Origin of the sequence: Candidatus Thiothrix sulfatifontis, assembly GCA_022828425.1 — a bacterium.
In the GTDB taxonomy this organism is placed as follows: Bacteria; Pseudomonadota; Gammaproteobacteria; order Thiotrichales; family Thiotrichaceae; genus Thiothrix; species Thiothrix sulfatifontis.
In genome coordinates this window covers 1,507,427-1,521,062 of the sequence record CP094685.1, presented here as the reverse complement: position 1 = coordinate 1,521,062, position 13,636 = coordinate 1,507,427, and the positions used below count along the sequence as shown (strand labels likewise).

The window sequence follows — 13,636 nt, the reverse complement described above, 5'->3', positions numbered from 1 at the left end:
TTTCTTATTCGGCAAGCCAATCCTTTACTGTTTTACTATCGCTGCTGAAGTTTATTCCCAGCAGCACTTTCTGCCGTGAATCTGCCAGATATTTCTCAGCATACCCCTTATCCTTAATCTGCTGCAAAGCGACTTTAGCACTCTGATTCAGCTTGAACTCAATCACATAAATATGCTTATCAGTTTTCACAACACAATCCAGCCGCCCGTTATTAGTGTTAACTTCGCTTTCTGCATATTGCCCCAGATAGAAAAACACCAAGAAAATCAGGCTATGGTAATAAGCTTCGGCTTCTGCAATAAAGATGTGTGAAGGGATGTTTTTGAAAATGCTGTTGATTAGCCGAATCAGGCTTTCCATATCGTTCTGATAAAAGGCAGAACGGATTTGCAAAACCATTATTTTGCTCATGGATGACTCATCTTGAGCCACACTAGAAATCAAGTACATCAGCATAGATTCTTGCACTTCACGGTTTGGATAACCCATGCGATACAATCCAAATTCGTTTCTGCCTTTAATGGTTAAATAGCCCGTCTGGAACAGAATAGGATAAACTTGCAAATCCTCAACATCATAAGAGGAAAAAGCCAATTCGCTCAATTCAACGGCATTAATGTCGTAAATCCATTTTTTCCGCATCAGTTTAAGCAAAAAGGTAGGCGTACCCGTGGCAAACCAATAATTATTGAACTGCCCCGCATCCAAATAAGACATCAGTGAAAACGGATTATAAAGCGTAAGGTCTTGCCCCCAACTATAGCCATTATACCAGTCCCGAATCAGGGCAGTTTGTTCTTCAATGCTACGATTTGCCGTTGTAGCCAGTTCAGCAATACGTTCACCGAAATGCTGCCCAACTTCCTGCTGGGTATAACCTGTTAAGGTGACAAAATGCGGATGCAGGGTAATATCTTTCAAGTGATTGAGGTCAGAGAAAATCGACACTTGGCTAAATTTGGAAACACCCGTTATCAGCAAAAACTCAATGTATTTACCACTGTCTTTCAGGATGGAATAAAAGGCTTTCAATAGTTGCTGGTGTACTTTTGCCTTGTCTGGATTATCCAGATAGTCAATCAGCGGCTTGTCATACTCATCAATCAGCAGCACAACTTTGCCCTTGGCTTGGCACAGTTTTTCGATAAGCTCAGCAAACAGGTTTTTGATGCTATCGCTTTCTAGTGCGATACCATATTCTTGTGCCGCTTGTCGCAACATTTGTTTAATGGCCTCATCAAGACCATCTCCTTATACACAAGTCCCCAAACTGATGTAAGATAAGCAATTTTCACCCATGAACTGGTCATCTACCGAACTCACCGATCTTGATTTGGGAGACAAGCGTCTCGAAACACGCGCTGCCCATATCCTCAACGCCATGCTCAAAGCCCCCCAATCGAGCATCCCGAAAGCTTGCCAAAGTTGGTCAAGCACCTTGGCGACGTACCGTTTCTTCTGGAATGAAGCGGTGAGCCATGATGCTTTGATGGCATCCCACTTTGAAGCGACCGAGTGTCGAATCCGTCAGCAAGATTCGCGGATTATCCTGTGTATTCAAGACACCACCGAACTGGATTTCAATGGGCAGGAAACCGAGGGTTTGGGGCGTTTATCCTACGATAAGCAACGCGGGATGTACCTGCATCCGACCTTGTGTATCACCCCAGACCGTCTGCCATTGGGGATCACCGATACGTGGATGTGGTCACGGGGCTTGAGCAAAGCGGCGGATCTTGCCAACCCCGGCATCAAAGAAAGCCGTCGCTGGATTGAAGGGTATGAACGGGTAGCCGAACTGGCGGCACGCTGCCCTGAACACCGCCTCATCTATACGGGCGACCGTGAAAGCGACTTTTATGACTTACTCAAACGGGCGCAAGCCTTGGATTACCCGGCTGACCTGCTGATACGGGCGCAACATAACCGCGCCTTGGGGGATGACCTCAAACTGTGGGATGCCATTGATCAACAACAGGCGTTGACTCGTATCACCTTTACCAAACCGCGCAAGCAGGGTGAAAAGCCTCGCAAAGTGGTACAAGAAATCAAGGTGTTACGTTATACCCTGCGTCCCAAAAGTAAGCATCCAATGCTATTGACCTTGGTTCAAGCCAAAGAAATCAACCCACCCGCCGGAAAATCGCCCCTCATTTGGCGTTTAGTCACCAACCGTTGTGTAGAGACCGCCGATGCCGCCTGTGAACTCATCGACTGGTATCGGGCGCGTTGGGAAATCGAGATGTTTTTTGATGTCCTGAAAGTCGGCTGTCGCGTCGAAAAACTGCAACTGGACACTAAAGAGCGCATCGAAAAAGCCCTCGCGCTCTACATCATGGTGGCCTGGCGGATTATGTTTCTGATGCGGTTGGGGCGTACCTGCCCAGAACTTCCGGCTGATCTGGTGTTTGACCCGCTGGAATGGAAAGTATCTTTCCGGCTCGGCAAAAAAGCACTACCCGATGGCATACCTACCCTCAATCAAGTGATCCGCAATCTAGCGGAACTGGGGGGCTTTTTGGGCAGAAAATGCGATGGCGAACCGGGGGCTAAAAGTATCTGGCTTGGCTACTCAAGGGTGCTGGACTGTATTTATGGGATTCAGATGGCTAGTGAGTTGGGGGAGGACTGATTTGTGTATAAAGAGATGCATCAAGACCGCTCCCCTGATAGTCAATGTGGATAAAGGAAAAATGCAACACTGGCTGGGTCTTGTCCCAGTCCCACTGCGATTCAATCCACAAGTCCGCAAACAGCTCACGCCGCCCGCTGTAGAGGTACTTGATAACTGAAAGCGTCAGTGACTTACCAAAACGGCGCTGACGCGACAAAAAGTAATACTTGCCCGTAGGCTCTGTTGACATTTCATCGAGTCCAAATTAATACAGCGACAAACGCGAGGAAGCCCAGAAAATTTTGCGCTTTCTTTTCAAACCGTGAAAAGACGCGTCGATAGTGTTTCATCTTCCCGAAAAAGCACTCGATCAAGTGACGTTCTTTGTAAGCGACCCAATCACATTTCCGAGGCTCAAGCGCATTGGATTTTGAAGGAATCAGTGCTTCGATCCCTTGTTTTTCCAAATATTCCACGAAGGCTTTTGAATCATAACCTTTATCAGCCATGAGTCTTTTAAGGGGAATAGACGTGACCAGCGCCTCTGCTTGACCAATATCGGACGCTTGACCGGGGGTTAGAATAAATCGCAAGGGATAACCCAACGCATCCGTTAACGCATGGATTTTACAGCTAAATCCACCTTTGGAACGTCCGAGAGCCTCAGCTTCGGCATCACTTTTTTTGCGCCCGCTGCGCAGGCATGAGCACGCACAATCGTGCTGTCGATAAAACCTTCCTGTAAATCCGCATCAAGGCTGACCGCTGCGAACATCTCATCCCAAATACCCGCTGTTACCCAACGGTCATACCGCTTGAAAACACTGTTCCACTGACCGTATTCGGGCGGCAAACTACGCCATTGGCTGCCCGAACGGAGTATCCATAAAACACCATTAAGAAAGTGACGACAACGTTCAGAATCACCCACGTAAACACGGGGATGAACACGCAGAAATTCATGCAGCAATGACCATTGATCATCCGTCAAATAGTAGCGATTCATTGGAATACCTTGAAAAGCAGCATTTTAACCAATTCAACCCTCACAATGTCAACAGAACCTAGTCAGCAGATCAAAAATCGTCACTGTTTTATCCACATACCGATAGCCATCCTCACGGATGTCGGCGAAGTCCTGAATGCCAATCGGCAATTTAAGGGGTTTTAGGTGCTGGGTCATGATCTTGACTGTTGCTCACACTGATTCAGCCATAGAGTATAGCAACTCCCTTGACTGCGATATGATCCACAGCAACTTAAGCCATCATTATACACTGGGAGACTCATGGAAACCTTCGGCAAACGCTATCACCCACCCGGCACACCGCCCGGTACGCTGACCCGGCACAGCACCAGCGACACCACCCACATCCGCCTGTTTGAATACGGCGCTGAAAGTTTCAGCGAAACCCCTTCCCCCACACCGCAGCAATGCCAAGACGTACAACAAAACACCCTAGTCGATTGGCTGGATGTCACCGGCGTGAACGATCCCACGGCTATCCGCGAACTAGGGGAAACCTTTGGGCTACACCCCTTGGCGTTGGAAGATATTCTCAATAGCGGGCAACGCCCCAAAATCGACTTCCACGAACAACACGCTTTTCTGATCCTCAACCTGCCCCACCTGATTAATGATGACATTGTATTGGAACAAGTCAGCCTATTCGTTGGCAATGGGCATTTACTGAGTTTTTGCAGCGGCGACGGAGCGGCTTTTGAACCAGTACGCCAACGCCTGCGGCAAGGTTTTGGGCGCATTCGTACCCGTAGCGTAGAATATTTGTTATACACACTGGTAGACGTGGTGATCGACTCCGCGTTTCCACTGTTAGAAGACATCGGGGAACAAATTGAAGCACTCGAAGACCGGGTATTGGAAAACCCAGATAAAGCCATACTCAACAGCCTGCACCAACTCAAGCGTGACCTATTGCTATTACGCCGCGCCTTATGGCCGCAACGCGAAGTCCTTAGCCGCTTGATTCAACACGATGCAGAATTAGTGAATGCCACCCTGCGCCCGTATTTCAGCGACTGTTACGACCACGCGGTACAAATCATCGACCTGATCGAAACCTACCGCGAAATGCTCAGTGGCATGTTGGATATTTACCTGTCCAGCCTAAGTAACCGGATGAATGACATTATGCGCGTACTCACCGTGGTCGGGACTATTTTCATCCCACTAACCTTCATCGTCGGCGTTTACGGCATGAATTTTCGGGTGATGCCAGAGTTACAGTGGGAGTATGGCTACTTCGTCATCTGGGCAGTTATGCTGGCACTCGCTATCGGAATGCTCGCGGCATTCAAATGGCGCAACTGGCTGTAACGCTTATTGCGCCCCTTCAGTCAGCAAATCCAGATATTCCTGCAACGCCAACGCCCGTGTTTTAACCACATCGGCGCGTTTACCTGCCATCACCGCAATCCACATTGTGCCATCCATTTGCTGGTGGATCGCATTGATTAGCTCGAATTCCTTATCACGCTGCGCCATCCATGCCCGCTGAGCCTGTTTGAGGGCATCTTGCGCTGCTGGCTTGAGTTGACTTTGCAAGGCTTTGTAGACGCGGTTGAGTTCCGTATCCCACTCTTTTTCAGCACGGCTGAAACATTCCAACATCCCGGCGGTGGAATCGTTGGTGGTCAGACAACTTTCCGTGGTCAGCTCAATCGTATCCTGAGCCGTTTTCGCTTGCACCGGCAAGGCAACCATTACCGTAACTGCCACCGCTAACACGTATCGCATCGTATCTCTCCCACGCGCATTGCGCTTACATCGACAACACCAGTTTCGCATAAGCATAGACGCACCCCAGCAATGCTGCCAGCGGAATTCCCGCTGCACCCAACACTAACCACAATGCCAAACGCCCAAAAGAGGTTTCCTGAAACCAAAAGCGCGTTAAGGTGTAAATCGCAATCAGCAACAATTCCAGCAGCGCCGTCCCCATGATCAACACCAGTACCAAATCCACGGTTTGGTTATCACCGCTCAATACCAGCGAACCCACCAAAGTAAACCCGTAGCTAATGAAATAACCCGGTATCAGTAATGACAGCCACCCCAACCAAAACAAGGAACGTTGCCACGTAGCATATTGCGGCGTTTCCACTCTAAGCATCGCACACCCCACTCACGCAAAGGATTCAGAATTATCCAAAGCATTTATATAGGCCAAGTTTGCGCAGTGTGCGGGAACATCGTTACATCTGGTCGAATTTTACTGACAAAACCCGCCAGCAACGCCGGTTAGCGGCAAGCACGCGGGATGCGTTGCACTTCAGAGGTTAAATCGACGGCAACACTCCACGCCTGTACCGGGGCATTGCTGCCGAATGGCTCGTCATAATCCACCCAAAAAACGTCGAGAGAGGCTTGTTGTTCGGTGTATTGCGCGTCATACCCCAAATAACGGATGTATTCGGCGTGGCGTTTCGCTTTGTTTAAATTAGTGAAAGAGCCGAGGGAAATGGCATTCTGATACGGCCCTTGCGTGATAATTTGCACATCGCGTACATCATTTTTGGCAATATCTTGCGCAGTTTGTTCCGCTTGCGCGTAATCAGGTGATGGCGGAATGTACACGAAAAAATTCAGGGTCTGCATCCGACTCTTTTTGCGTATCGCCGCATCCAGCCCGAAAGCAAGCACTTTATCCGCCACCAACTTCGCCGCTTTTTCGCTGTTATACGGACCAATGCTGTAACAACTGCTTTGCGTGCCTGCGGTGGCGCTACTGTACACCACATCATCCACATCTTGACGCAATTCCAGCGCAGGGATGGTTGGCTCAATCAAGGCCGGGCGAACCTCCTGCGCATCCGGCGATAGCACCGCATTCCAAGTGAACACGGATGCGTTCATCAATAACAGCACAATTAACAACTGGTACATGCTTCCTGCTCCGTAATATAAGCCAAGCCCTGCATCAGCAAATCGGGTTGCAACACATAATCCCCGTGCAGCCATGAGCGTAAATATTCCGCATCACCACCCGTCAAAATCCGCACCACAGGAGTAGACAAGATTTGCTGCATCCGCGTACAAATGCCTTCAATCGCCCCGATTACCCCAAACAAACAACCGCTGCCAATCGCCCTGCCGGTACTGTCCGCCACAATCGTCGGTTGTTCAAACGACAACGACAGCCTGCCTTGCGCCCGCGCAATCAACGCCTCTGCTGACAAGCGCAAACCGGGCAAAATCAAACCGCCCAAATGCCGCCCGTCCTGTTCCAACGCATCCAGCGTGATCGCCGTCCCGCAATCAATCACAATACTAGCTTCACCTGCCGCTAAGTGTTGTGCTGCCACCAAACCGACAAAACGGTCTGCTCCCAATGCCGCCGCTTGCTGATAGCCATTGCGAATGCCATACGCACACGCCACCGAACGCACACTGTGCAGATGAATACCGCGCTGCGCACACGCTTCTTGCACACTCTCCGCAAACAAATGCGTCAATACATGCACCAAGGTAATATGCCCCACGGCGGGATAGGCATCCAGCAAATCCAAAAACGCTGCCAACGCAGGACGTTCGCCATAAGCCAGCGCTTGCTGCGCAGAAATGTTTCCACTCGCATCCAGCTCCGACCATTTCAGGCGTGAATTGCCTGCATCTACCAGCAACACCATGACCATTACATTCCCAATCGCACCGAGACATCCGCCGATGATAGATTTTTTATTAATCCATCATGTAAAGTGATACGCAATTGTCCGCGATTATCGACACCGGACGCAAGCCCTCGCAGGGTTTCCGTGCCGCTCTGCGCCAACACCTCGCGCCCTTGCAATAAATCACGTTGCTGCCAATCGTGCTGAAATTGCGCCATATCCAAGCGGGGAAAGGCTTTCAAGCGCGGAATCAAGCGCTGCAAGATAGCCACAATCAAGGCATGGCGCTCCACCGGCTCACCACGAATCTGCTGCAAGCTTGTCCAAGGCTGGTCGATAGCCGCACCGGATGCTGGCAACATATTCACATTCAAGCCAATGCCGATCACCACCTCTTCCAGCGAACCAACCGCTTCCAGCAAAATACCACCCAACTTTTTGCCATCATAGTACACATCGTTCGGCCATTTCAGGCCGTGTCCGTGAATTGCACAATCTTCGAGCGCATCGGCGACCGCCAACCCCGTGACCAGACTCAACAGCGGCAAATGTTCTGGCACGGGTTTAAAACACCAGCGCACCGATAGATACACATTCATCCCAGCGGGGGATTGCCATTCGCGCCCACGGCGACCACGCCCGGCGGTTTGCTGATCAGCCACACACACATCCCCACAAACACCCTGCTGCAATGCCCAAGCATTGGTGGATTCCAATTCAGAGAATACGTAAATCTCATCCATTGACCACAACACTCCGGTGCTGAGCCGACGGCGAATTTCACTGGCACGTAACGATTCAAAGGGATCAAGAGGTTCAAACTGCTCAAACGGTTCAAACGGTTCAGTGAGTGACATGGGCTTCCTCCCGCACATAAATCAATGCCAATAACCAACTGAGTGCCGCAATGCCTGCTGCGGCGTAAAACGTAGGTGCTGCGCCCCAATATTCCCACGCATAACCACTGAACAAACTGCCCATTGCGCCCCCTAATCCATAACTTAGCCCAGAATACAAGGCTTGCCCCCTGCCCTGTAATTTCCCCGGAAATTGATGATGCACCAAGTGGATAGCCGCCGCATGAAACAAGCCATAAGTTGCCGCATGAAACAACTGCGACACCATCAACACCGCCACATTATCCGCCCAAGTTCCCAACACCACCCAACGTAACGCCGTCAGCAGCAACGCCAGCACAAACAACCGGCTTGCCCCAAACTGCCCAATCAGCCGATGCATCACCACAAACAAGCCAACTTCGGCAAGCACCCCCAATGCCCACATCCAGCCGGTAAACTGGCGCGAATAGCCGTGATCTTCCAAATAAATGCTAAAAAACGTGTAATAAGCCCCATGACTCGCCTGTTGCAAGGCACACGCCAGCAACAATACCCACACCGCCGGATGCCGCAACACTTCCCGCAACCGACTGACTGGCAAGGTATGCGCCGCGTGTGGCTTATCCTGCACCAACCAAGTCGCCAACCAAATGCCCACGAACAACAGCAATAACGCATCCACCACCAACGCCACATTATGCCCCGCCAACACGGACGGCAAACTTGCCACCATCACAATGAAACCCACCGACCCCCACAAACGAATCCGGCTGTAACGCTGAATATCACTGCCCAAATGGTTCAGGGTCAACGCCTCGAATTGCGGCAATGACGCATTCCAGAAAAACCCAAAACTCGCCATGACCACTGCCATCCAACCAAAACTGTGCTGCCAATACACCCCCGTGAAACACACGACTGACAGGAAACTCGCCACACGAATAATTCGCAAGCGCTCCCCCGTATGATCCGCCAACCAGCCCCAAATGAACGGTGCAACAATCTTGGTTGCCATAAACACCGCCATTAATTCACCGATTTGCGCCGGTGAAAATCCGGCGATGTTTTTCAGATACACCGTCCAATACGGCACAAACACACCGAGTGCCGCAAAATAGGCGAAGTAGAAAGCCGAAAGCCGCCCATAAGGCGGCTTTACTCCGGGGGAGAGGTTCTTCATGCTGAAGCGGGAATATCCGGTAAATCCGTCGTCACATCCGCATTCTGCCCGCGATGCCGCAACGCATGATCCATCAAGGTGATCGCCAACATCGCCTCGCAAATCGGCGTCGCACGAATCCCCACACACGGGTCATGGCGGCCTTTGGTAATCACTTCCACCGCTTCGCCATCCAAATTCACGGTACGCCCCGGCAAACGCATACTGGACGTTGGTTTGAACGCCGTATGCACAATGATCTCCTGCCCCGACGAAATGCCGCCCAATACACCCCCGGAATGGTTACTGAGGAAACCATCCATCGTAATTTCATCGCGGTGTTCCGTGCCTTTTTGCGCCACACAGTCGAAACCTGCGCCGATTTCCACGCCCTTTGCGGCATTGATCGACATCATCGCGTGGGCAATATCCGCATCCAGCCGATCGAAAATCGGTTCACCCCAACCGGGTGGTACGTTGGAGGCGACCGTGGTGATTTTCGCCCCGACGGAATTGCCTTCTTTGCGCAAGGCATCCATGTACTCTTCCATCGGCTGCACTTTGCTGGCATCGGGGCAGAAAAATGGATTATTGGCGATTTCGTCCCAATCCAAGGTTTCTGCAACGATGGGGCCGAGTTGCGACAAATAGCCGCGAATCACCACGCCGTAACGTTCCAGCAACCACTTCTTGGCAATCGACCCGGCAGCGACACGCATCGCCGTTTCGCGGGCAGATGAACGTCCTCCCCCACGGTAATCGCGGAAGCCGTATTTTTTGTAATACGTGTAATCGGCATGACCGGGGCGGAAGCGATCCATAATGTCGCCGTAATCCTTCGAGCGCTGATCCGTGTTGTGGATGAGCAGCGCAATCGTCGTACCCGTGGTTTTACCCTCAAACACGCCCGATAGGATTTGCACCGCATCGGCTTCGCGCCGCTGGGTGGTGTGGCGACTTTGCCCTGGCTTGCGCCGATCAAGGTCAATTTGAATATCGCTTGCAGTGAGGGCGAGTCCGGGCGGGCAGCCATCCACGATGCAACCGATTGCGGGGCCGTGACTCTCACCGAAGGAGGTCACGGAAAACAGTTTTCCAAAAGTATTTCCTGACATGGGCGTGATTGTAGCAGCTATTCAAAAACCCTTGCAGCCCTTTTGTTATTGCGCATTTATCTCCCATTCAGCTTAGCTGTTATAAGATTCATCAAACACATCATAAAAATTATAGTGTCAAACCGACGCAAAAGCCCGAATGGGGGGAGCCGATGTCCCCCCTCTTTTTTAAAATGACTGGAACTTCTACAACCTAATCTTTCTAAGCATACAGACCGTTTCATTCCATGGGGATGACGTGAAACATCGGGCAAACATCAACAATTCGAATAATACGGGGCAATAGTATGGCTGATAACGGCACACACCATTTAGCAGCAATAGCAACCGGCATAGGTGCCGCCGCAACGTCTTCCATCATTGCACCACACCTAGGCTGGGAAGTTATCGGCATTATCGCACTCAGTGGTTACGTCGGTGGTTTGTTGGCAGATATTGACGACGCTGAATCCAACAATTTCAAAACAGTGCAACGCTTGAGTTGGTTAGCCGCAATCATCGTGCCGCTGATTCAATTTGTTTACCGTCCGACTGACATGCTGTTAGCAATACCCATCGCGCTATTCATGGTGTCACGGTTTTGGGAAGTGTTGAGCCAAATAATGAAACGTGGTGGGCACACGCATTCTGCCATTGCAGCCGTGTGCCTCTCCTTAGGCGTGGCTTGGGTTGCTTACCTGACGGTCGGAACCGCTGCGGCACTGCCAGCTTTTCTAGCCTCTAGCACCAGTTACTTGCTGCATTTATTGTTGGATGATCTCGACAATGCGCGCTTTGTGGAAACCCAAACAGGAATACGTTCAGCGCTAACGCCTATCGGTCGGGGTCATGCGGTTGAATTTTACAGTATCTTGGCGATTGGGTTTGTTAGCTTTTTCGCACTGTGGGGATTTTAGTAGAGACGCAAGATTTTACGTCTCTACGTGATGATGCTTATTCTGCCGCTGACACTTGTTGAGCGGCAATATCTGCCTGAACTTTCGCCATATCCAGCTCGCGTACCTTGGCAATCACTTGCTCCAGTTGCGGTTCGCTCAACATCCCCGCTTCTGCAAACAAGATCACCTGTTCACGGAAAATCATAAGCGTCGGGATGGAACGAATCTGGAAATGCCCCGCCAACTCCTGTTCTTCCTCAGTATTCACTTTCGCAAACACAATGTCAGTGTGGTTATCAGACACTTTTTCAAAAATCGGGGCGAAAGACCGGCACGGCCCACACCAAGGTGCCCAGAAATCAATGACCACGATGTCATTGGTGGTGATGGTTTCTTCAAAATCCTGCGCGGTCATTTCCATAGTTGCCATCGCATCGCTCCTGTATGTAACAATAAAAAGTGTTAGGGCTACTCCACCGGCGCATCGCCCCAACGGGGTAACAACGCATGGGAAATACCCAAATGATCCAGTACCCGCGCCACCATGAAATCAACCAATTCCTGCACGGATGTCGGGCGTTGATAAAAGCCCGGATTGGCGGGCATGATAATAACCCCCATCCGCGCCAGTTTCAGCATGTTTTCCAGATGAATCTCAGAAAATGGGGTCTCGCGCACCACTAAAATCAGCTTTTTGCGCTCTTTCAAACACACATCCGCCGCACGTTCAATCAAATTGCGGCTGCTGCCACACGCAATTGCTGACAATGTACCCGTGGTACACGGGCAAACCACCGTGGCATCCGCTACCCCGCTGCCACTGGCAATCGGCGCAGCCCATTGTTCGCGCTCAAACACCTGCAACTGCCCTGGCGCTGCGCCGTACAATTCGCTGAAATAAATTTGAATCTCGCTGGCTCGCCCCGGCAAACGGTGCCCGGTTTCCATGTTCACCACCACCTGCGCAGGGCGTGACAACAGCAAATACACCCGATGCCCGTGTTGCAGCAAAAATTCCAGCAACCGCAAGCCGTATTGCGCACCCGATGCGCCTGTCATAATCAACGTAATGGTCAAAAGCGTTCTCTTAACTTGCCAACAAGGTTAATAGCTTGTCATGAATCCCACCGAAACCGCCATTACTCATAACCAGAACATGGTCTCCCGCTTGTGCCAATTGCGCCACGCTTGCTGCCAAAGCATCAATATCATTCCATTCCGGCAACTGATAAATAAACGCATAATCCGCCACTTGCAAAGCGGCAGCTACCGCCGCCCCGTGCGTCCCCATGCGCATGGTGTTGGAACGCGGTTCCAGCAACGCAATAATCCGTGCATTGCCCACTTTCGCCCGCAAACCTGCCAACGTCGTGGTAATCGCCGTCGGATGGTGCGCGAAATCGTCATAAACCGTCACGCCACGCACCGTACCGCGCACTTGCATCCGCCGTTTCACCCCTTGGAATTCCGCCAAACCCGCAATCGCATGTTCCGCTGGAACGCCCGCATGACGCGCCGCCGCAATCGCCGCCAACGCATTATTCACATTGTGTTCGCCCAACAAATCCCAACGCACCACGCCTTGTTCCACCCCTTGGCAAAACACGCGGAATTCGCTGCCATCGGCTTGCAAATAGTCCGCCCGCCAATCGCCATCCGCAAACGTTTCCACCGGCGTCCAGCACCCCATCGCCAGCGTGTCGCTCAGATTCGCATCCTGCGCATTCACCACCGCCAAACCACTGCCCGGCACGGTACGCATTAAATGGTGAAATTGGGTTTTAATCGCCTGCACATCGGGAAAAATATCGGCGTGATCGTATTCCAGATTATTCAGAATCACGGTACGCGGGTGGTAATGCACAAACTTAGAACGCTTGTCGAAAAACGCCGTGTCGTATTCATCAGCTTCCACCACAAAAAATGGCGAATCCCCCAAGCGAGCCGACACGCCGAAATTTTGCGGCACACCACCGATGAGAAACCCCGGTTTCAAGCCCGCGTATTCCAGAATCCATGCCAGCATACTCGCCGTGGTGGTTTTGCCGTGCGTCCCCGCCACCGCCAACACCCAACGTTCCCGCAGGATATTTTCACCCAACCATTGCGGGCCAGACGTGTACGGCAGATTGTGATCCAGCAGATGCTCCACCACCTCCAAACCGCGCCGCATCACATTACCCACCACAATGGCATCGGCATCGGCGGGGAAATCCTGCGCTTGATAACCTTGCAGAATATCAACGCCCTGCTCTGCCAGCATCGTGCTCATCGGCGGGTAAACATTGGTATCAGCCCCCGTCACCTCATGCCCTTGTGCGCGTGCCAACAGCGCGATGCCGCCCATAAATGTCCCGCAAATGCCCAAAATGTGAATTTTCATGCGTATTTGTTAACC

At 51.3% G+C, this 13,636-nt stretch carries 16 protein-coding genes and 1 pseudogene; 3 read left to right on the top strand and 14 right to left on the bottom strand.

What is annotated here, in order from left to right; all coding sequences use genetic code 11:
• Positions 1-4: 4 nt before the first annotated feature.
• Positions 5-1,222, bottom strand: coding sequence for an ATP-binding protein (locus L3K52_07875; GenBank protein ID UOG93634.1), 1,218 nt, complete (start codon positions 1,220-1,222; stop codon positions 5-7).
• 76 nt (positions 1,223-1,298) lie between these two features.
• Between L3K52_07875 and L3K52_07870 the strand changes: the two genes are divergently transcribed.
• Entirely contained in the window at positions 1,299-2,633 is a 1,335-nt protein-coding gene (locus L3K52_07870) for an IS4 family transposase (protein ID UOG93633.1), read from the top strand.
• Here the strand turns inward: L3K52_07870 and L3K52_07865 are convergent.
• From L3K52_07865 to L3K52_07855, 3 genes and pseudogenes are all read right to left on the bottom strand, one after another.
• Positions 2,611-2,865, bottom strand: a complete 255-nt coding sequence (locus tag L3K52_07865) for an AAA family ATPase (GenBank protein UOG93632.1) — start codon at positions 2,863-2,865, stop codon at positions 2,611-2,613. The genes L3K52_07870 and L3K52_07865 overlap by 23 nt on opposite strands.
• Position 2,866: 1 nt before the next feature.
• Positions 2,867-3,621, bottom strand: a pseudogene (locus tag L3K52_07860) (IS5 family transposase).
• A gap of 48 nt (positions 3,622-3,669) precedes the next feature.
• On the bottom strand, positions 3,670-3,798 hold the full coding sequence (locus L3K52_07855) for an AAA family ATPase (protein ID UOG93631.1): 129 nt from the start codon (positions 3,796-3,798) through the stop codon (positions 3,670-3,672).
• 105 nt (positions 3,799-3,903) lie between these two features.
• Here L3K52_07855 and corA point away from each other — a divergent pair, with 105 nt between their 5' ends.
• Positions 3,904-4,953 carry a magnesium/cobalt transporter CorA gene (gene corA / locus L3K52_07850; GenBank protein UOG93630.1) on the top strand — a complete coding sequence of 350 codons (1,050 nt, stop codon included), beginning with the start codon at positions 3,904-3,906 and terminating at the stop codon, positions 4,951-4,953.
• A 3-nt stretch (positions 4,954-4,956) separates the two neighbouring features.
• Here corA and L3K52_07845 read toward each other — a convergent pair whose 3' ends face one another.
• The 7 genes from L3K52_07845 to aroC all read right to left on the bottom strand — a co-directional run bounded on the left by L3K52_07845 (position 4,957) and on the right by aroC (position 10,360).
• Complete coding sequence (locus L3K52_07845; protein ID UOG93629.1) at positions 4,957-5,373, bottom strand: DUF1311 domain-containing protein; 417 nt, start codon at positions 5,371-5,373, stop codon at positions 4,957-4,959.
• A gap of 25 nt (positions 5,374-5,398) precedes the next feature.
• A complete protein-coding gene (locus L3K52_07840) occupies positions 5,399-5,749 on the bottom strand; it encodes a hypothetical protein (GenBank protein UOG93628.1) in 351 nt (116 codons plus the stop codon).
• Positions 5,750-5,877: 128 nt separating this feature from the next.
• Positions 5,878-6,522, bottom strand: coding sequence for an SPOR domain-containing protein (locus L3K52_07835; GenBank protein ID UOG93627.1), 645 nt, complete (start codon positions 6,520-6,522; stop codon positions 5,878-5,880).
• Positions 6,507-7,265, bottom strand: coding sequence for a type III pantothenate kinase (locus L3K52_07830; protein ID UOG93626.1), 759 nt, complete (start codon positions 7,263-7,265; stop codon positions 6,507-6,509). The genes L3K52_07835 and L3K52_07830 overlap by 16 nt, the downstream gene beginning before the upstream one ends.
• Before the next feature lie 5 nt (positions 7,266-7,270).
• The gene (locus L3K52_07825) at positions 7,271-8,104 is read right to left on the bottom strand and encodes a biotin--[acetyl-CoA-carboxylase] ligase (GenBank protein UOG93625.1); all 834 of its coding nucleotides are present in this window, start codon (positions 8,102-8,104) and stop codon (positions 7,271-7,273) included.
• Positions 8,091-9,266: an MFS transporter gene (locus L3K52_07820; GenBank protein ID UOG93624.1), complete on the bottom strand. Its 1,176-nt coding sequence runs from the start codon at positions 9,264-9,266 to the stop codon at positions 8,091-8,093. Before L3K52_07820 ends, L3K52_07825 begins: the two co-directional genes overlap by 14 nt.
• A complete protein-coding gene (gene aroC / locus L3K52_07815) occupies positions 9,263-10,360 on the bottom strand; it encodes a chorismate synthase (GenBank protein ID UOG93623.1) in 1,098 nt (365 codons plus the stop codon). The genes L3K52_07820 and aroC overlap by 4 nt, the downstream gene beginning before the upstream one ends.
• Before the next feature lie 287 nt (positions 10,361-10,647).
• Between aroC and L3K52_07810 the strand changes: the two genes are divergently transcribed.
• The gene (locus L3K52_07810; protein UOG93622.1) at positions 10,648-11,256 is read left to right on the top strand and encodes a metal-dependent hydrolase; all 609 of its coding nucleotides are present in this window, start codon (positions 10,648-10,650) and stop codon (positions 11,254-11,256) included.
• A gap of 37 nt (positions 11,257-11,293) precedes the next feature.
• Here the strand turns inward: L3K52_07810 and trxA are convergent, their stop codons facing one another.
• From trxA to mpl, 3 genes are read right to left on the bottom strand one after another with little or no spacing between them, the layout of a single operon-like run.
• Positions 11,294-11,668, bottom strand: coding sequence for a thioredoxin (gene trxA / locus L3K52_07805; GenBank protein ID UOG93621.1), 375 nt, complete (start codon positions 11,666-11,668; stop codon positions 11,294-11,296).
• A 38-nt stretch (positions 11,669-11,706) separates the two neighbouring features.
• Positions 11,707-12,297, bottom strand: coding sequence for a UbiX family flavin prenyltransferase (locus L3K52_07800; protein UOG93980.1), 591 nt, complete (start codon positions 12,295-12,297; stop codon positions 11,707-11,709).
• Positions 12,298-12,325: 28 nt separating this feature from the next.
• Positions 12,326-13,621: a UDP-N-acetylmuramate:L-alanyl-gamma-D-glutamyl-meso-diaminopimelate ligase gene (mpl, locus tag L3K52_07795; GenBank protein UOG93620.1), complete on the bottom strand. Its 1,296-nt coding sequence runs from the start codon at positions 13,619-13,621 to the stop codon at positions 12,326-12,328.
• Between the last annotated feature and the right edge of the window lie 15 nt (positions 13,622-13,636).